Source organism: Pseudomonas capsici, from assembly GCF_017165765.1.
Taxonomy (GTDB): Bacteria; Pseudomonadota; Gammaproteobacteria; order Pseudomonadales; family Pseudomonadaceae; genus Aquipseudomonas; species Aquipseudomonas capsici.
This window is the reverse complement of the sequence record NZ_JAFGZD010000025.1, coordinates 13,790-31,368: the sequence shown is the minus strand read 5'-3', so window position 1 is coordinate 31,368 and position 17,579 is coordinate 13,790. Positions and strand designations below refer to the sequence as shown.

16 protein-coding genes and 1 pseudogene are annotated in these 17,579 nt (G+C 60.0%); 8 read left to right on the top strand and 9 right to left on the bottom strand.

Going from position 1 to position 17,579, the window contains the following annotated elements; genetic code table 11:
* Positions 1 to 16: 16 nt before the first annotated feature.
* The 5 genes and pseudogenes from JSY17_RS23090 to JSY17_RS23070 all read right to left on the bottom strand — a co-directional run bounded on the left by JSY17_RS23090 (position 17) and on the right by JSY17_RS23070 (position 4,708).
* Complete coding sequence (locus tag JSY17_RS23090; RefSeq protein ID WP_206403099.1) at positions 17 to 1,048, bottom strand: ABC transporter ATP-binding protein; 1,032 nt, start codon at positions 1,046 to 1,048, stop codon at positions 17 to 19.
* Positions 1,045 to 1,839, bottom strand: coding sequence for an ABC transporter permease (locus JSY17_RS23085; RefSeq protein ID WP_117165467.1), 795 nt, complete (start codon positions 1,837 to 1,839; stop codon positions 1,045 to 1,047). The genes JSY17_RS23090 and JSY17_RS23085 overlap by 4 nt, the downstream gene beginning before the upstream one ends.
* The gene (locus tag JSY17_RS23080; RefSeq protein ID WP_206403098.1) at positions 1,836 to 2,705 is read right to left on the bottom strand and encodes an ABC transporter permease; all 870 of its coding nucleotides are present in this window, start codon (positions 2,703 to 2,705) and stop codon (positions 1,836 to 1,838) included. The genes JSY17_RS23085 and JSY17_RS23080 overlap by 4 nt, the downstream gene beginning before the upstream one ends.
* The gene (locus JSY17_RS23075) at positions 2,705 to 3,706 is read right to left on the bottom strand and encodes an ABC transporter substrate-binding protein (RefSeq protein WP_117184432.1); all 1,002 of its coding nucleotides are present in this window, start codon (positions 3,704 to 3,706) and stop codon (positions 2,705 to 2,707) included. Before JSY17_RS23075 ends, JSY17_RS23080 begins: the two co-directional genes overlap by 1 nt.
* Positions 3,690 to 4,708 (bottom strand): annotated as a pseudogene (locus tag JSY17_RS23070) (substrate-binding domain-containing protein). The gene JSY17_RS23075 and the pseudogene JSY17_RS23070 overlap by 17 nt, the downstream one beginning before the upstream one ends.
* A gap of 182 nt (positions 4,709 to 4,890) precedes the next feature.
* On the opposite strand from JSY17_RS23070, the gene JSY17_RS23065 reads away from it, so the two are divergent.
* Both JSY17_RS23065 and rarD read left to right on the top strand, forming a co-directional pair.
* Complete coding sequence (locus JSY17_RS23065) at positions 4,891 to 5,865, top strand: serine/threonine protein kinase (protein WP_117184430.1); 975 nt, start codon at positions 4,891 to 4,893, stop codon at positions 5,863 to 5,865.
* A gap of 82 nt (positions 5,866 to 5,947) precedes the next feature.
* Positions 5,948 to 6,835, top strand: a complete 888-nt coding sequence (gene rarD / locus JSY17_RS23060; RefSeq protein ID WP_117184429.1) for an EamA family transporter RarD — start codon at positions 5,948 to 5,950, stop codon at positions 6,833 to 6,835.
* Positions 6,836 to 7,109: 274 nt separating this feature from the next.
* Here the strand turns inward: rarD and JSY17_RS23055 are convergent, their stop codons facing one another.
* The 3 genes from JSY17_RS23055 to JSY17_RS23045 form a co-directional block, all read right to left on the bottom strand.
* On the bottom strand, positions 7,110 to 7,385 hold the full coding sequence (locus tag JSY17_RS23055) for a type II toxin-antitoxin system RelE/ParE family toxin (protein ID WP_117184428.1): 276 nt from the start codon (positions 7,383 to 7,385) through the stop codon (positions 7,110 to 7,112).
* Positions 7,385 to 7,657 (bottom strand): CopG family ribbon-helix-helix protein, encoded by a 273-nt coding sequence (locus JSY17_RS23050; RefSeq protein WP_117184427.1) that lies wholly within the window; start codon positions 7,655 to 7,657, stop codon positions 7,385 to 7,387. The genes JSY17_RS23055 and JSY17_RS23050 overlap by 1 nt, the downstream gene beginning before the upstream one ends.
* Positions 7,658 to 7,843: 186 nt before the next feature.
* Positions 7,844 to 8,362 (bottom strand): glycine cleavage system protein R, encoded by a 519-nt coding sequence (locus JSY17_RS23045; RefSeq protein WP_117184426.1) that lies wholly within the window; start codon positions 8,360 to 8,362, stop codon positions 7,844 to 7,846.
* A 318-nt stretch (positions 8,363 to 8,680) separates the two neighbouring features.
* On the opposite strand from JSY17_RS23045, the gene JSY17_RS23040 reads away from it, so the two are divergent.
* Positions 8,681 to 10,855 carry a malate synthase G gene (locus tag JSY17_RS23040; protein WP_206403096.1) on the top strand — a complete coding sequence of 725 codons (2,175 nt, stop codon included), beginning with the start codon at positions 8,681 to 8,683 and terminating at the stop codon, positions 10,853 to 10,855.
* Between the two features lie 197 nt (positions 10,856 to 11,052).
* Here JSY17_RS23040 and JSY17_RS23035 read toward each other — a convergent pair whose 3' ends face one another.
* On the bottom strand, positions 11,053 to 11,499 hold the full coding sequence (locus JSY17_RS23035; protein ID WP_117165457.1) for a response regulator: 447 nt from the start codon (positions 11,497 to 11,499) through the stop codon (positions 11,053 to 11,055).
* A 234-nt stretch (positions 11,500 to 11,733) separates the two neighbouring features.
* Here JSY17_RS23035 and JSY17_RS23030 point away from each other — a divergent pair, with 234 nt between their 5' ends.
* The 5 genes from JSY17_RS23030 (at position 11,734) to otnC (ending at position 17,466) form a co-directional block, all read left to right on the top strand.
* Positions 11,734 to 13,668 carry a putative nucleotidyltransferase substrate binding domain-containing protein gene (locus tag JSY17_RS23030; protein WP_117184424.1) on the top strand — a complete coding sequence of 645 codons (1,935 nt, stop codon included), beginning with the start codon at positions 11,734 to 11,736 and terminating at the stop codon, positions 13,666 to 13,668.
* A complete protein-coding gene (locus tag JSY17_RS23025; protein ID WP_206403095.1) occupies positions 13,665 to 14,378 on the top strand; it encodes a 3'-5' exonuclease in 714 nt (237 codons plus the stop codon). The genes JSY17_RS23030 and JSY17_RS23025 overlap by 4 nt, the downstream gene beginning before the upstream one ends.
* A 244-nt stretch (positions 14,379 to 14,622) precedes the next feature.
* Positions 14,623 to 15,528: an L-threonate dehydrogenase gene (ltnD, locus tag JSY17_RS23020; RefSeq protein WP_117165455.1), complete on the top strand. Its 906-nt coding sequence runs from the start codon at positions 14,623 to 14,625 to the stop codon at positions 15,526 to 15,528.
* A 10-nt stretch (positions 15,529 to 15,538) separates the two neighbouring features.
* Entirely contained in the window at positions 15,539 to 16,828 is a 1,290-nt protein-coding gene (gene otnK, locus JSY17_RS23015; protein WP_206403094.1) for a 3-oxo-tetronate kinase, read from the top strand.
* A complete protein-coding gene (otnC, locus tag JSY17_RS23010; RefSeq protein ID WP_025262219.1) occupies positions 16,828 to 17,466 on the top strand; it encodes a 3-oxo-tetronate 4-phosphate decarboxylase in 639 nt (212 codons plus the stop codon). Before otnK ends, otnC begins: the two co-directional genes overlap by 1 nt.
* Positions 17,467 to 17,579 lie beyond the last annotated feature (113 nt).

Genomic DNA, 17,579 nt, shown 5'->3' with positions numbered 1-17,579 from the left:
CTCGGCTGAAACAGTATTACGACGACAGGGCAAACAGCGCCTTTGGCTCGACGCTCAAGGCAATCGGGGCCCCAGCGGCATGAATGATCGGGTCGGAACTGTCCACCAGTAACGGTTGGGGACCTCCCACATCCACCAGCAGACGGCTTTGCGCCCCCTGGAAAAACTGCCCTGCCAACCGGCCTTGCAGATGCCCGCCAGCGGACATCACGCGCAGGTGCTCCGGGCGGCAATAAACGATGCTCGGGGCCTGATCGGCACTCCAGGGCAGCTCACCGCCATTGACTTTCAGGCCAAGCGACGTACGCCCAAGCACGCTGAAAGCGTTGAGATTGCCGACAAAACCGGCCACGAAGGCATTGGCAGGCTGCCGATAGATTTCCCGCGGGGTAGCCAGTTGTACGACCCGGCCTTTTTCCATGACCAGAATGCGATCTCCCAGGGCCATAGCTTCGCCCTGATCGTGAGTGACAAACACGGAGGTGATTCCCAGCCCTCGCAGCAGTTGATCGAGTTCGCTGCGCAAACGCTCACGCAACTGGGCATCCAGCGCAGCCAGTGGTTCATCGAGCAGCAGCACGCGGGGGCGAGGTGCCAGAGCACGGGCCAATGCCACACGCTGGCGTTGTCCGCCGGACAGTTCGTGAATGCTGCGCTTGCCATGATCGTGCAGCCCCACCAGCTCCAGCAGTTCGTCGCAACGCTTGTTGCGCTCGGCGGGCGACATGCCGCGAATCTTCAGGCCATAAACGATATTGCCGGCCACATCGAGGTTGGGAAACAGCGCATAGTTCTGGAACACCATGCCCACATCGCGCCGTTCGATAGGCAAGCGCGTGACATCCTGATTGTCGAACAGCACTTGCCCGGTATCCGGTCGCTCAAGCCCGGCGATCAACCGCAAGGTGGTGGTCTTGCCGCAGCCGGAAGGCCCGAGAATCGCCAGGGTTTCGCCAGGCTCGATAGTGAGGTTCAGATCATGTACAGCGACCGTGCCATCAGGAAATGCCTTGCGGCAACCTTGCAGGCGTATGGTTGTTCCGCTCATCGGCTTTCTCCACGGGCAAGACGGGCACTGATGGCCTGCAGCGCAATGAGCAACGGCACGATCAGCAACAGAAACAGAAGGGTGTAGGCGCTGGCGACTTCCAGACGCGCCGAGGCATAGCTGTCGGCCAGACCGACAGGCAAGGTCTTGGTCATGGGGGTGTGGAGCATCCAGGTCAGGTTGAACTCACCCAGGGACAAGGTCACGACCATCAGCACACCCGCGAGAATCCCGGCCCGGCAATTGGGGACCACCACACTGAAAAAACGCTTGAGCGGCCCGGCCCCCAGGCTGGCCGCCGCCTCTTCGAGAATCGGCAGTTGCTGACGCTGCATCACCGCCATCACCGGCCGAACCAGAAACGGCAGAGTGAATAAAACGTGGCCCACCAGAATGAACAGCCAGCTCCCTCGGAAGCTGCCGAACTGGCCATAGGTCAGTAACAATGCCAGAGCGCTGGCCAGTCCGGGCATGGCAACGGGCAAGACCATCAGTTCCTCGAAAGCGCGGCTGAACCGGTTATTCATTCGCACCAGCGCATAGGCCGCTGGCACACCGATCAGGCACACGCACAAGGCACAGGCCACAGCCAGTTGCAGCGACAACCAGACCGTCGGTGAATAGGCCTGCCAGACTTGCAGCAACCAATCGAAAGTCAGGCCGCTGGACAAGCCCTGGAAATAATTACGTGTCAGACCGGCCAGTAGCGACAACACCACCGGAACCAGCATGAAGGCACACACCAACAGGGTAAAAAGCAGTTGCACGACAAACAGTCTGGAACGTTTCACAGCGCAACTCCTGACGTCTTGACCAGGCGACGAGCCAGCAGCAACACAGCCCAGGTCACAGCACCGAGAATGACCGACAGCGCAGCGGCCACGGTGAAGTTGGCGTAGTTGGTGAAGACGTTGTAGATCGCGACCGGCGTGACGTTCAGCCGGGTCCCGAGCGTGAAGGCAGTCCCGAAGGCCCCCATCGACGTGGCGAAACAGATCGCTCCACAGGACACCAGCGCCGGGGTCAGGCCCGGAACGATGACATCGCAGACCACCCGCCAGTGACCGGCTCCCAGAGAGTGCGCGGCCTCTTCCGGGCTACGGTCCAGACTTTCGCAGGCCGCCATCACCGTGAGGATCACCCGCGGGATCGAGAAGTACAGATAACCAATGAACAGGCCGGTGAGCGAATAGGCGAAGATCCAGCGCTCCCCCGCCAGCTCAAGCCCGAGCGCGGCAAAGATCCCCTGGCGTCCGGCCAGCAGGATCACCAGAAACCCCACCACCACTCCGGGAAAAGCCAATGGAAAGGTCAGCAAGGCCACCAGTGCCGAGCGGCCGAAAAAGCGCTGTCGGGCAAGAAACACACCGCTGATACCACCTACCAGCAAAGCGGCAAGCGTGACTACCACAGCCAACAGACAGGTCTGCGCCAGACTGCCCAGATACTGGGCGCTGCTCAGTATCTGCCAATACCCGCTGCCGACGCCCTCGGGATTTTGCCCGCCCAAAATGATCAGGTGCGCAAGCGGCAACAGCCAGAAGGCCAGCAGCACCGCCATTGCCGGGGCAAGTGCCACGGCAGCGCTCGGGCGCAGGCTGAACCTCGGGAATCTGCCCGGCCGCACAGTGCTCGCATGCTCCAGCGAGGCGGTCATTACTTCACCTCACGCAGATAGCGGGCTGCGAACGCTTCCTGCACTGCGGCCATTTGCTCGTAATCCACAACACCGGCACGGGCGTAATCGCTGTCCGGCAGGAACTGAGCGGCCACCTCGGCCGGGATTTTCGAACGCACAGGACGCAGATACGCCTTGGCCCAGAGCGCCTGCCCTTCATCGGACAGCACAAAATCCAGCACCTTCTCGGCATTGGCGCGATGCGGAGCCTTGTTGATCATGCTCATGACATAGGGCACGCCGATGGTGCCTTCCCGAGGAATCACGAACGCGACGTTGGCCTTGTCCTTGTAACGGGCGCGGTAGGCATTGAAGTCATAGTCGATCAGGATCGGCAGCTCGCCGGACAGCACCCGCGCATAGGCGGTCTGCTTGGGCACGATCGGTGAGTTCTTCGCCAGTTTCTGGAAGTAGTCGATGGCTGGCGTGAAGTCATCCAGCGAGCCCCCCATGGCCCGGTTGATGGCCACTGCCGAGACATAACCGACAAACGCACTGGACGGATCGAGATAACCGACCATGCCCTTGTACTCGGGCTTGAGCAGATCCGACCAGCTCTGAGGAACAGGCAGACCGCCCAGAGCATCGACGTTGACCATGATACCAAGCGTGCCGGAATGAATCGCGAACCAGTGACCGGCCGGGTCTTTCAGGCCTGCCGGAATATCGTCCCAGTGCCTGGGTTTATAGGTATCGACTACACCGGCCTTCTGCGCCTGCAGGCCGAAGGTCACGCCGTAATACACCACGTCGGCCACAGGCGCAGCCTGCTCGGCGACAATCTGTGCCAGTGCCTGACCGGAGTTCTTGTTGTCCAGCGGGACCTGCACGCCCGTTTTGTCGGCAATCGCCTTGAGCTGAGTCCCCCAGTCGGCCCACTCAGGCGGGCAGTTGTAACAAATGGCGGTTTCAGCAGCCTGAACCAGACTTGCCGCACCACAGAGCAGCAAAGCCGCCAGGGTTTTACCGAGACTGAGCATGAAGCATCTCCTCATGGGGCTGGGTACTTTCGCCGGGCCGGATATGGCACGGCAGACAATGGGAAACAGGGGACGCGCCACAGATCCGGGCCAGTAACTGGTCGATGACGATCTGTGCCAAAGCGGCAATCGGTTGAACAACGCTGCACAAGGTCGGGTGCATCTGGGTGCCCAGGGCGATGCCATCGAACCCGATCACCGAGAATTGCTCGGGCACACCTAGGCCGTTACGGCGCAACTCGGCAATCAGACTGATGGCCAACAGATCGTTGGAGCAGACCAGCGCTGTCGGCGCATGCGGGTCATTCAAGAAAGGCATCAAGGCGCAAAAGTCGGCACGGGTGTGATCAGGCATCTCAATGACCGGCAGCACATCGAGGCCCCGCTCGGTCATGGCATCGCAATACCCGGCATAACGCAGGCGTGCCCGGTCGGACTGCATGGCCGGGCCGGCCACCATGCCGATACGCCGATGACCGGCATCCAGCAGATAACGGGTCGCCAGGGCCATGCCTGCACGGTTATCCACAGACACGGCGCTGTAATCGGGGTTGTCGGTCTGGTGATAAGCCAGGACGAAAGGTGTGTCTTCACTGGCAAGCTTTTGCAGAACGAGATTGCACTCGGCATCGGTCACGGTCAGCACCAGGCCGTCGACCCTCTGGCGCAGCAATTTTCGACCACTTCGCTTTCACGCTCGCTGGCGTAGTCAGTGGTCGCCAGCAGCAGGTTGTATCCCCGCGCACGGGCTGCCCGTTCCATGGCCTGAAACTGTTCGGCAAATACCGGGTTGAGCAGATTGGGTACCACCACGCCGAGCAGATTGGTGGTTTGCAGACGCAACTGACGCCCCAGGCGGTTGGGACGAAAACCCAGCTCGCTGGCCGCCGCGAAGACCTGATCACGGGTGGCCGGGCGCACCATGTCAGGTGTCGCGAAGGTGCGTGCCGCTGTGGCCCGCGATACCCCTGCGCGTTGTGCAACTTCTTTCAGGTCAGTCATGGTCACTCGCTTGAGATCGATCTCATTGGCGGCGACACTAATCGACGGACATGGCTATGCGACGACCAAACGATGACCGTTGTGTGACGTTTATGAAAAAGCGGATCGGCTTAGCGAACCACAGTCACTCTGCGTTAACATCAGCAGTCCAACGCGGCGACTTGCTGCGCGCAGGAGTCAGCATGGCCCACCCGTTTGCAACACTCACCCCCGATCTCGTTCTCGACGCCGTCGAAAGCATCGGCTTTCTCAGTGATGCCCGCGTCCTGGCCCTCAACAGTTATGAAAACCGGGTCTACCAGGTCGGCATCGAAGACGAACAGCCCTTGATCGCCAAGTTCTATCGCCCGCAACGGTGGAGCAACGAAGCGATTCTTGAAGAGCACAGCTTTACCTTCGAGCTGGCAGCGGTCGAAGTGCCAGTGGTTGCTCCGCTGGTACACAACGGGCAGACCCTGTTCGAGCACAGCGACTTTCGCTTCACGCTGTTTCCGCGTCGCGGCGGACGAGCCCCGGAGCCGGGCAACCTCGATCAGCTTTATCGTCTGGGCCAGTTGCTGGGGCGTATTCATGCTGTGGGCGCAACCCGACCGTTCGAGCATCGCGAAGCCCTGGGCGTGAAAAACTTCGGCCATGACTCCCTCGACTATCTGCTGAGCAACGACTGCATCCCACGCAGCCTGCTCCCGGCCTACGAGTCAGTCGCCCGGGACCTGCTCAAGCGTATCGAGGATGTCTACGCGGCAACGCCCCACAGCAATATCCGCATCCATGGCGATTGCCATCCCGGCAACATGATGTGCCGCGACGAAATGTTCCACATTGTCGATCTGGACGACTGTCGCATGGGACCTGCCGTACAGGACATCTGGATGATGCTGGCAGGTGATCGTCAGGAATGCCTGGGACAATTGTCGGAACTGATGGACGGCTACAACGAATTCCACGACTTCGATCCCGCCGAGCTCGCGCTCATCGAACCGTTGCGCGCTTTGCGCCTGATGCACTACAGCGCCTGGCTGGCGCGACGCTGGGACGATCCGGCCTTCCCGCGCAGCTTTCCGTGGTTCGGCACCGAGCGTTACTGGGGCGACCATATCCTGGCCTTGCGCGAGCAATTGTCGGCACTGAACGAAGATCCTCTGAAACTGTTCTGACCCGTCTCGTGCGCCACACGCTCACAGCCTGTGGCGCACGCGTACCACCCAAAACACCTGCTGTTGAGTACAAGGAAGCTACATGCAAGCTGCCAACCCACGCCGTGGATATATTCTTGGCCTGAGTGCTTACATCATCTGGGGCCTGTTCCCGATGTACTTCAAACTTCTCGCGGCGGTTCCCGCCCTTGAGATCATCATTCACCGGGCAATCTGGTCGGCATTGTTCGGCTCCCTGCTGCTCCTGTTCTGGAAACACCCCGGCTGGTGGCGCGAACTGCGGGAAAACCCGCAACGGCTGGCGGTGCTGGCGCTCAGCGGCAGCCTGATCGCCTGTAACTGGATGGTTTACGTCTGGGCCGTGAACAACGGACGCATGGTCGAAGCCAGCCTGGGTTATTACATCAACCCGCTGGTCAACGTGCTGCTCGGGATGTTGCTGCTGGGCGAGCGCCTGCGACGCCTGCAATGGCTGGCAGTGCTGCTGGCGACAGCCGGAGTTGCCCAGCAGGTCTGGCACGTTGGCAATCTGCCGTGGGTGTCACTGCTACTGCCGCTGACCTTCGGCTTCTACGGCCTGATCCGCAAGAAAGCCCCGGTGGCCGCCCTGCCCGGTCTGGTGGTGGAAACCTGGATGCTGGTCCCGCTGGCCCTGGCCTGGCTGCTGCTCAACCCCATGGCCCAGACAGCACAGCCCGAGTTCTGGACCACCAGCCAGGCGCTGTGGCTGGCAGCCGCAGGCCCGGTGACGCTGGTGCCTCTGGTGTGCTTCAACGCCGCCGCCCGCCACTTGCCCTACACCGCACTGGGCTTTCTGCAATACGTCGCGCCGACCCTGGTCCTCGCCCTTGCGGTCCTGCTCTATGGCGAGCACCTGAACACCAGCACCATCATCACCTTCGTCTGCATCTGGGCAGGGCTGGCAATCTACAGCGTCGATGCCTGGCTAAGTCTGCGCCGCCGTCGCTGATCAAAAAACATACAACCCTTTGCAAGCCACGATTCATATGGCCTGCAAAGGGTTCTCCAACGGTTATCCACAGGCAGGTTCACCTTATTTGTGCACAAGCCATTGAAACTGCTGGTTTTTTGATCAAACCTCGCAAAGCCACGTCCACCGTGGCGCACAAGGCCATCTCCCCAGGTTATCCACAGGCGGGTGCACGGTTAACTTGGATAACATGAGATTGTCTACAGCTTGCTCAGGCCAAACGTTTTCTTTGGGGCACTTTTGAACTCCTGCATCACCGATCTTCGCGGGTATGCCACAGACGCAACAGGTAAATAGTGGAATCCTTTATTTCATAGCGCAGCTCGTAGTGCCCGATCAGGATTCGACGCACATCACGAGGCTCAAACTCTTCCAGATATTCCCCAATACGTGGGTTAGTCAGCAAAATGGTTGGAGCAGCAGTGAGTTGTTGAACCGTATGGGCAGCAGCAGGCTGATTCACAGCAGCAAGAAATTCGTACAGTCTGGCAATGTCGGAGAGCGCTTTGCTTGTCCACTTCAACTCCATCAGCGCGGCACCGGTAACGGAGTCTCGGTGCTGAGGCTATCCGCCCATGCCTGAACAGCCTGATGCTCAATAACGCGGCCAGCGTCCACATCTGCCAAGGCTTCTCGAGTCAAGCGGCTGCGCTCTTCCTCCTGATCAATCCAGGCACAAAGAGCCTGTTTGACGATCCAGTTTCTTGAACGCTCCAGACGCTCAGCCATCATGTCGATTTTCTCAGCCAGGTGGACTGGCACGTGAGCGGTGACAGATCGAGTTTTAGTGGTAGTTGTCATGATGGATTCACCTCTGTGTAACCATGCAGCAATTAGATTTAAAGTTAATCATATTGAATAACTATTCATCGTCAAGCGGAGCCAGAGCAAACGGTATGTGGAGTTCTGGGACGTGCAGCGATAGCACAGCAAGAAGAACGAGTGGCACTCCAGGGCGCCTCTCGTCTTTACATGAGGCACTCCCCCTCAACTCTCCGTCTTCAACACCAACTCCACCATCAGATCGTCCGCCAGGGTTTCGAGCCGGGCCTGCAGATCGTCCAGTGACAGGTTCAGGGGTACGCCCAGTACGGCGTCGGCATGGAACAGCAGTTCACTGCTCATGGGTGCCGGGGTGATGTCGGTGATCAGGCTTTCGACATTGACGCCCTGCCCGGTCAGCAAGCGGGTGATATCGCGCACGATGCCGGGTCGGTCATTGCCCACCAGTTGCATGCTGATGGTTTTCCAGGAGCCGAGGGCTTCGGCGGTGCTTTCGGCCAGTTGCACATGAATGCCGTGGACCGTCAGCACCCGCAGGGCCTGGATCAGTTCATCATGGTTTTCAGCCGGGACACCGACCCGCAGGATGCCGGCGAACTGCCCGGCCATGCGCGACATGCGGCTCTCCAGCCAGTTGCCGCCATGATCGGCGATGCATTGGGCGATACGCTCGACCTGACCCGGTTTGTCGGGTGCAACCACAGTGACTACGAGATGATTCACAGGTGACTTCCTCTGCTTTCAAAAAGGCGCCGTCAGACCCGGCGGATGTCGCAAAAGTATAGGCAAGGTTCACACAGGCACTGCAACGCGCAGAACGTGTACCGTTTTGATAATTATCTGGAACAATCGCCGTCATTTTTGAGAACATCCGGGTCGGCAGCGTGACTGGTCGTGAAACTTCAGTCGTTTGGTGACATATTCATCCCTCATCGCTGCTGCTCATGTAGTATTCCGCGGCGCGCACTACATAACACCGAAACCAATAACAGAGCGCTCCTTGAGTGAGCTCGACCTGCTGAGCAGAGTGAGGCAAGTGCAATGACTGAGTACGTTCAAGTCGGTGACCTGCAGGTCGCCAAAGTCCTGTTCGACTTCGTGCAGAACGAAGCCACCCCAGGAACCGGCATAGATACCACAGCGTTCTGGGCCGGGGCTGACAAACTGATCCATGAGCTTGCGCCAAAGAACAGAGCCCTGCTCGCCAAACGTGATGACTTGCAGGCAAGAATCGATGCCTGGCACCAGTCCAATGCCGGACAGGCCCACGACGCCTCGGCTTACAAGACTTTCCTTCAGGAAATCGGTTATCTGCTGCCAGAAGCGGCGGACTTCCGGATCACGACGCAAAACGTCGATGAAGAAATCGCCACCATGGCAGGCCCGCAACTGGTCGTGCCGGTAATGAATGCCCGCTTTGCCCTCAATGCCTCCAATGCCCGCTGGGGTTCGCTGTACGACGCGCTCTATGGCACAGATGCCATCAGCGAAGAAGGCGGAGCCGAAAAGGGCAAGGGCTACAACAAGGTCCGCGGCGACAAGGTGATTGCCTTCGCCCGCACCTTCCTGGACGAAGCCGCGCCACTGGCGGCCGGCTCTCACGTCGACTCGACGGCTTATAAGCTGATCGATGGCAAACTGGTCATCAGCCTCAAGGGCGGCAGCAATACCGGCCTCAAGGATGACGCCCAACTGATCGGTTTCCAGGGCGACCCTTCCGCACCGCTGGCCATTCTGCTCAAGCACAACGGTCTGCACTTCGAGATCCAGATCGATGCATCCAGCCCGGTCGGCCTGACGGACCCGGCAGGTGTGAAAGACATCCTGATGGAAGCCGCACTGACCACCATCATGGACTGCGAAGACTCCATTGCCGCAGTCGATGCCGACGACAAGGTGGTGGTATACCGCAACTGGCTGGGCCTGATGAAAGGCGATCTGGCCGAAGAAGTCTCCAAGGGCGGCGAAACCTTTACCCGTACCATGAACCCGGATCGCGTCTACACCACTCCTGAGGGGAGTGAAGTCACGCTGCATGGCCGCTCGTTGCTGTTCATCCGCAACGTGGGCCATCTGATGACCATCGACGCCATTCTGGACAAACACGGCAACGAAGTGCCCGAAGGCATTCTCGACGGCCTGCTGACCAGCCTTGCGGCGATCCATAACCTCAACGGCAATACGTCGCGCAGCAACAGCCGCAGCGGTTCCGTATACATCGTCAAACCCAAGATGCATGGCCCGGAAGAGGCGGCATTCACCAATGAACTGTTCGGCCGTATCGAGCAGGTTCTGGGGCTGGCGCGCAACACGCTGAAAGTCGGGATCATGGACGAGGAACGCCGCACCACGGTCAACCTCAAGGCCTGTATCCAGGCGGCGAGCGAGCGTGTGGTGTTCATCAACACCGGTTTCCTGGACCGCACGGGCGACGAGATCCATACCTCCATGGAAGCGGGTCCCGTGGTGCGCAAGGCGCAGATGAAAGCCGAGAAGTGGATCGGCGCCTACGAGAACTCCAACGTCGATATCGGCCTCAAGTGCGGTCTACAGGGCAAGGCACAGATCGGCAAGGGCATGTGGGCCATGCCGGACCTGATGGCCGCCATGCTGGAGCAGAAAATTGCCCATCCGCTGGCGGGTGCCAACACCGCCTGGGTGCCTTCGCCTACCGCTGCCGCCCTGCACGCCTTGCATTATCACAAGGTCGACGTGTTCGCCCGTCAGGCCGAACTGGCGCAGCGCGTGCCCGCTTCGGTGGACGATATCCTCACCATCCCGCTGGCACCGCAGGTCAACTGGACGCCGGAAGAGATCCGCAACGAGCTGGACAACAATGCCCAGGGCATTCTGGGCTACGTCGTACGCTGGATCGATCAGGGCGTGGGTTGCTCGAAAGTGCCGGACATCAATGACATCGGCCTGATGGAAGACCGTGCCACGCTGCGCATCTCCAGCCAGCACATGGCCAACTGGCTGCGCCATGGCGTGGTCACCGAAGCCCAGGTACTGGAAAGCCTCAAGCGCATGGCTCCGGTGGTGGACCGCCAGAATGCCAACGACCCGCTATACCGCCCGCTGGCCCCGGATTTCGATAGCAATATCGCCTTCCAGGCCGCCGTCGAACTGGTGATCGAAGGCACCCGACAGCCGAACGGCTACACCGAGCCGGTGTTGCATCGCCGTCGTCGGGAGTTCAAGGCTCAGAACAGGTAGTGGGGTTTCGCGACTGAATTCGCGCCAGCACGCGGCAGGCGCGAATTCATTCGCGAAAGCTGAAAGCCTCAAGCTACAAGAAGCGGCAAGTCAAAAGCACAGCGCATACACCGCCCGCTTTTCTTGCAGCTTGAAGCTCAGAGCTTGCAGCTCAATTACCCATACCTCTCCTGCGCGCACTGAGAGCAACTTCAGGCTCAGACCATCCCCAATTCACGCTTCACCAGCCTCACAAGCTGCTTGGTATTGAGCGGCTTGAGCAGGAAGTCCACGACACTCAAATGCATGGCATCGATGGCATCTCGCACGTTGGCGTCACCTGAAACGATGATGATCGGCATGGCGGCGCGCTCGGAGTCGCGGACCCGCCGAATGAGGTCCAGTCCGTCGCAAGGCGCCATGCGCAGATCGGTGATCAGCAGGCCTATGGACTGACGGGTTTCCAGCAGTTCCATGGCGCTGTTGCCACCACCGGCCGTCAGGCAACTGATGTCATTGAGACTAAGAATTTCGGCCAGCAACTCACGGGCATCGCTGTCGTCATCGACGATCAGGACACGTTGCGGCAAGTCACGATTGGACTGGAGCATGACCTCTGTAAGGGCGTCGCGCTCTTCATCGCTCAAGATGTCGTGGTCACTCATTACCGTCTCATCATTCCCTGGACTAATTCCTACAGCAGATCAGGTTGAACCTGCAGCGCACTTTACGGGCCTCCCAGCCGGGTATTCGAGCGCGATCCCATGCGTTCGTCAAAACAGTTCTACAGGAACATGCATATCGGGGCACTATCCATCAGCGTAAGACTTACGTCCAATGGGCACTGCGCCGGAAGCGGTCGACCATGACAACCAATAACAAAAAACGCGGTACAGGTCATGAGCAAAGCCGACGCTTTCACCCAGGCAGGCAAAACAGCGGTGTTGCAGAACATCCACGGCACCATGCAGTTCCTGCAAAGATTTCCGCCGTTCAACCAGATGGAAAACGCACACCTTGCGTACCTGGTCGAGCAATGTCAGCTCCGTTTTTACGCCTGCGACGAGAGCATCATCAAGCCAGCCGATGGTCCAGTAGAGCACTTTTATATCGTTAAGCAAGGCCGAGTGGTAGGGGAACGACCACATTCGGCAAAAGGCGGCACCGAAACCACCTTTGAAATCACCACCGGTGAATGCTTCCCGCTGGCAGCCCTGCTGGGCGAACGGGCAACACGTACCGAACATCTGGCAGCCGAAGATACTTTTTGTCTGCAACTGAACAAACAGGCGTTCATCAAGCTGTTTGCATTGTCCACCACCTTCCGGGACTTCGCCTTGCGCGGCGTCAGCAGTCTGCTGGATCAGGTCAATCATCAAGTCCAGCAACGCGCCGTGGAAACCCTGGGTACTCAATACTCGCTGAATACCCGCCTCGGCGAACTGGCCATGCGCCATCCAGTGATGTGCGACCCCGAAACGCCGATGCGCGAAGCCGTCAGGATGATGCATGAGCAGCAAGTGGGCAGCATCGTGATTGTCGATGAGCAGCAGGCGCCCCTGGGAATCTTCACGCTGCGGGACTTGCGCGAGGCGGTTGCCGACGTGAATGCCGACTTCAGCCAGCCCATCAGGCACACCATGAGCCCGGCACCCTTTCACCTGAGCCCGGACGCCAGCGCCTTCGATGCCGCCATCGCCATGACCGGCCGCCATATTGCCCATGTCTGTCTGGTCAAGAACGGACGCCTGTGCGGCGTGGTATCGGAGCGCGATCTGTTTTCCCTGCAGCGTGTGGATCTGGTGCACCTGGCCCGCACCATTCGCAATGCACCGCGTATCGAATCACTGACCAATCTGCGCGGCGATATTGTGCAACTGGTCGACCGCATGCTGGCCCACGGTGCCTCTTCGACCCAGATCACCCAGATCATTACCCTGCTCAACGACCACACCGTCTGCCGGGTCATCGAATTGACCCTGGAAGAAAAAGGCGACCCCGGCGTGCCCTTCAGCTGGCTGTGTTTCGGCAGTGAAGGACGGCGCGAGCAGACGCTGCACACCGATCAGGACAACGGCATCCTGTTCGAAGCCAGCGATGCCGTGCAGGCAGCGGAAATACGCACGCTGCTGCTGCCCATCGCCGAACGCATCAATCAGAGCCTTGCCCAGTGCGGTTTCAGCCTGTGCAAAGGCAATATCATGGCCAGCAATCCCGACCTGTGCCTGTCCCGCAGCGAATGGTCCAGACGCTTCTCGGCCTTCGTTCGCGAGGCCACGCCCGAGAACCTGCTGGCATCGAGCATCTACTTTGACCTGCGAGTGGTCTGGGGCGACGAAACCGGGTGCGAGCAATTACGCCGCGGCATTCTCGATCAGGTGGCAGACAATCGCCTGTTCCAACGCATGATGGCCGACAACGCTCTGCGGCAGCGCCCACCGGTCGGACGCTTCAAGGATTTCGTGCTGGCGCGCAAGGGCAGCGACAAGGACACACTGGATCTGAAAACCGAAGGCCTCACGCCGTTTGTCGATGGTGCACGCTTGCTCGCCCTGGCCAACGGTATCGGTGCCAACAACACCCTGGAACGACTGCGACAACTGGTGGAACGCGAGGTCATCGACCCGCTGGACGGAGCCGCCTATGAAGAGGCTTACCACTTCATCCAGCAGACCCGCATGCTGCAGCATCAACTGCAAAGCCGTCAAAATCTGCCCTACTCCAATCGCATCGATCCGGACACACTCAACCACCTGGACCGCCGAATCCTGCGCGAATCGTTTCGCCAGGCACAGCGCCTGCAAACCAGCCTGACCATGCGTTACCAACTATGAATCTGTTCGAGTGGCTGCGACCACGCCCGAAAAAGACACCACTTGATAGCCTGCACCTGCAGCGTCTGGCACAACTGCCACCCTTCGCGCCACTGAGCGAGCAGTCGTTGCGCAAGCAGCGCTGGGTCGTGCTGGATCTGGAAACCAGCGGCCTGAACATGAACCGTGATCAGGTTCTGTCCATCGGTGCCGTGGTCATCGAAGACGGTGCCATCGATCTGGGCCAGCAGTTCGAGCGCACGATTCTGCGCGTCGATCACAAGGTCAGCCCGGCGGTTCTGATTCATGGCCTGGCACCCAGCACCATCGCTGCCGGTAGCGAGCCGGTGGAGGCTTTTCTGGACTTTCTGGAGTTCACGGGCTCAAGTCCGGTGTTGGCGTTCCATGCACCATTCGACCAGCACATGCTGTCTCGCGCGCTGAAGGACAGCCTGGATTATCGCTTGCAGCATCCGTTCTTCGATGTGGCTGAAATCGCCCCGATGCTCTGCCCCAACGCCAATTTGCGTCAGGCCGGGCTGGACGACTGGACGAACTTTTTCGGCCTGCACGCCGAAGAGCGCCACCATGCCAGCGCCGATGCACTGGTCACGTCCGAACTGGCCTTGATCCTGTTCAGCCATGCCCGCCGCCAGGGCATCGACAGTCCCGCACGGCTGGAAGAGTCTCTTGGACAATGGCGCAGACGCCAGCAGAACCACTCGTTTTAATTCCTCGCATTCCCCCTTCCTTCCTGGCATTCACTACTGCCGTCACGGCCAAGGCCTCTCCCACCAATAATATTCTGTGTGGCAGGGGCCTTGGTCGCGCTTGCTTTTTCTATGTGAACTTTTGTTAAAAATAAAAAATACTTCACATTATCAACTCACTGATTCACTATCGGATTCACAGATCAGAACAATATCGCCCGTTTGCCGGCTCCACAGGCATCGGCACTGACTTGAGGATGACTTCATGACTACGAAGAATGTTGGCGTTATCGGCCTGGGTGCCATGGGTCTGGGCATTGCCCGTTCGCTGCTGCGCAATGGCTTCAATGTGCATGCCTGCGATGTACGCACCAGCGTGACCGAAGCGTTCGCCCAGGAAGGCGGTGTTGCCTGTGACTCGCCAGCCAGCATGGCGGCCGCCTGCGACGTGATCATCACCGTCGTCGTCAACGCCGAGCAGACTGAAACGGTCCTTTTTGGCGAGAACGGTGCCATCGGCGCACTGCGTCCCGGCAGTCTGGTCATCGGCTGTGCCACCGTCGCTCCAACCTTCGCAGTCGAACTGGGCCAGCGTCTGGTCGATCAAGGCCTGCTGTACCTCGACGCACCGATCTCCGGCGGCGCAGCCAAGGCCGCGGCGGGTCAGATGACCATGATGACTTCCGGCCCTGCCGAGTCCTATGCCAAGGCAGAAGCCGTGCTCAACGGCATGGCCGGCAAGGTCTATCGTCTGGGCGACGTTCATGGCCTGGGCTCGAAAGTCAAAATCATCAACCAGCTGCTGGCCGGCGTGCATATCGCGGCAAGTGCCGAAGCCATGGCTCTGGGTCTGCGCGAAGGTGTCGATGCCGACGCCCTGTACGAAGTGATCACCAACAGCGCCGGTAACTCGTGGATGTTCGAGAACCGAGTGCCGCACATCCTCAACGCGGATTACACCCCGCTCTCGGCCGTGGACATTTTCGTCAAGGATCTGGGCCTGGTGCTGGATACCGCTCGCACCAGCAAATTCCCGCTGCCGCTGTCGGCCACCGCGCATCAGATGTTCATGCAGGCTTCCAGCGCCGGTTTCGGTCGCGAGGACGACTCGGCGGTGATCAAGATTTTCCCGGGTATCGAACTGCCCAAAGCCAAACCGGAACAAGCCTGAGGAACGCACCATGACTTCGACTTCCTCTCGCCCGTTGCTCGGCTGCATCGCCGATGACTTCACCGGCGCCACCGACCTGGCCAACATGCTGGTGCGCGGCGGCATGCGTACCGTACAAAGCATCGGCATCCCGAGCGCCGAAATGGCGGCCGGTCTTGATGCCGACGCCATCGTGATCGCCCTCAAGTCACGCACCACGCCAACCGCCGAAGCCATCGATGAATCCCTGGCTGCACTGGAGTGGCTGCGCGAACGCGGCTGTGAGCAGATCTTCTTCAAATACTGCTCGACCTTCGACTCGACTGCCGCCGGCAACATCGGCCAGGTCAGCGAAGCCCTGCTGGAAAAACTCGGCAGCGGCTTCACTCTGGCCTGCCCGGCCTTCCCGGAAAACGGTCGCACGATCTTCCGTGGCCATCTGTTCGTTCAGGACCAGTTGCTCAACGAATCCGGCATGCAGAACCACCCGCTGACGCCAATGACCGATGCGAATCTGGTGCGCGTCCTGCAGGAGCAGACCCGCAAGAAAGTCGGCCTGTTGCGCTACGACACCGTCGCCAAAGGCGTGGAAGCCGTGCGCAGCAGAATCGCCGAGCTGCGCGCCGAAGGCGTGGGCATGGCCATTGCCGATGCCGTGTCCGATGCCGATCTCTATGTGCTGGGCGAAGCCTGTGCCGATCTGCCGCTGCTGACCGGTGGTTCGGGTCTGGCGCTGGGCCTGCCGGGCAACTTCCGCAAGGCAGGCAAACTGCGCGATATCGATGCGGCAAAGCAAACCGCCGTCAGCGGTGGCGAAGTCGTCCTGGCTGGCAGCGCTTCGGTGGCCACCAACGGTCAGGTCGCGGCCTGGCTGGAACACAACCGCCCTGCCCTGCGCATCAATCCGCTTGATCTGGCGGCTGGCAAGCCGGTGGTCGAGCAGGCTCTGGCTTTCGCCCGCGATGCCGGGCAAACCGTGCTGATCTACGCCACCAGCACGCCGGATGAAGTCAAGGCCGTGCAAAAGGAGCTGGGTGTAGAGCGCTCCGGTGCCATGGTCGAAGAGGCCCTGGGGCAGATCGCCAAAGGCTTGCTGGAATCGGGCGTACGTCGCTTTGTCGTCGCCGGTGGCGAAACGTCGGGGGCGGTGGTTCAGGCGCTTGGCGTGCAACTGCTGCAGATCGGCGCACAGATCGATCCGGGCGTTCCGGCGACTGTCAGCAGCGGCGCACAACCGCTGGCGCTGGCACTCAAGTCCGGTAACTTCGGTGCTCGTGACTTCTTCGCCAAAGCCCTCAAGCAACTGGCGGGAGAAGCCTGATGAGTAGCGAAAAAGCCCTGCGCGAAGAAATCTGCGATGTCGGCAGGCTGCTTTATGGCCGTGGCTACACGGTAGGCAGCGCTGGCAACATCAGTGCCCGCCTCGACGACGGCTGGCTGATCACCCCGACCGATGCCTGCCTTGGCCGTCTGGACCCGGCGGATATCGCCAAGGTCAATCTGGCGGGCGAATGGGTGTCCGGCAACAAGCCGTCCAAGACCCTGGCCCTGCATCGCGAGGTCTATGACCGCAACCCGGAAGTAGGTGGTGTGGTGCATACCCACTCGACGCATCTGGTTGCTCTGACACTGGCTGGCGTCTGGAAAGAAGACGACATCCTGCCGCCACTGACGCCGTATCAGGTCATGAAAGTCGGGCATATCCCGCTGATTGGCTACGAACGCCCGGGCTCACCGAAAGTCGCCGAACGCGTCGCACAACTGGCCAACAGTGTGCGCGGCGTGATGCTGGAGCGACTGGGCCCGGTGGTCTGGGAAAGCTCGGTCGCAAAAGCCTGCTACGCCCTGGAAGAACTCGAAGAAACCGCTCGCCTGTGGCTGATGACCAACCCCAAGCCTGCGCCACTGGACCCGGCAGCCCTTGAAGAGCTGCGTCAGGTCTTCGGCGCGAAGTGGTAACTCGCAAGCATTGATCGGGAGTTGCCTGGCGACTCCCGACCGACGACAGCATCACCACACACAATAACAACAGGACTCAAGAGCATGAATCATCCCTATCTCGCTTTTGTCAG

Excerpts from the sequence above, each read along its gene's own strand:
- JSY17_RS23090 (WP_206403099.1), bottom strand. The coding sequence starts at position 1,048 with ATGAGCGGAACAACCATACGCCTGCAAGGTTGCCGCAAGGCATTTCCT.
- JSY17_RS23080 (WP_206403098.1), bottom strand. The coding sequence starts at position 2,705 with ATGACCGCCTCGCTGGAGCATGCGAGCACTGTGCGGCCGGGCAGATTC.
- JSY17_RS23075 (WP_117184432.1), bottom strand. The coding sequence starts at position 3,706 with ATGCTCAGTCTCGGTAAAACCCTGGCGGCTTTGCTGCTCTGTGGTGCG.
- JSY17_RS23065 (WP_117184430.1), top strand. The coding sequence starts at position 4,891 with ATGGCCCACCCGTTTGCAACACTCACCCCCGATCTCGTTCTCGACGCC.
- rarD (WP_117184429.1), top strand. The coding sequence starts at position 5,948 with ATGCAAGCTGCCAACCCACGCCGTGGATATATTCTTGGCCTGAGTGCT.
- JSY17_RS23055 (WP_117184428.1), bottom strand. The coding sequence starts at position 7,385 with ATGGAGTTGAAGTGGACAAGCAAAGCGCTCTCCGACATTGCCAGACTG.
- JSY17_RS23050 (WP_117184427.1), bottom strand. The coding sequence starts at position 7,657 with ATGACAACTACCACTAAAACTCGATCTGTCACCGCTCACGTGCCAGTC.
- JSY17_RS23040 (WP_206403096.1), top strand. The coding sequence starts at position 8,681 with ATGACTGAGTACGTTCAAGTCGGTGACCTGCAGGTCGCCAAAGTCCTG.
- JSY17_RS23035 (WP_117165457.1), bottom strand. The coding sequence starts at position 11,499 with ATGAGTGACCACGACATCTTGAGCGATGAAGAGCGCGACGCCCTTACA.
- JSY17_RS23030 (WP_117184424.1), top strand. The coding sequence starts at position 11,734 with ATGAGCAAAGCCGACGCTTTCACCCAGGCAGGCAAAACAGCGGTGTTG.
- JSY17_RS23025 (WP_206403095.1), top strand. The coding sequence starts at position 13,665 with ATGAATCTGTTCGAGTGGCTGCGACCACGCCCGAAAAAGACACCACTT.
- ltnD (WP_117165455.1), top strand. The coding sequence starts at position 14,623 with ATGACTACGAAGAATGTTGGCGTTATCGGCCTGGGTGCCATGGGTCTG.
- otnK (WP_206403094.1), top strand. The coding sequence starts at position 15,539 with ATGACTTCGACTTCCTCTCGCCCGTTGCTCGGCTGCATCGCCGATGAC.
- otnC (WP_025262219.1), top strand. The coding sequence starts at position 16,828 with ATGAGTAGCGAAAAAGCCCTGCGCGAAGAAATCTGCGATGTCGGCAGG.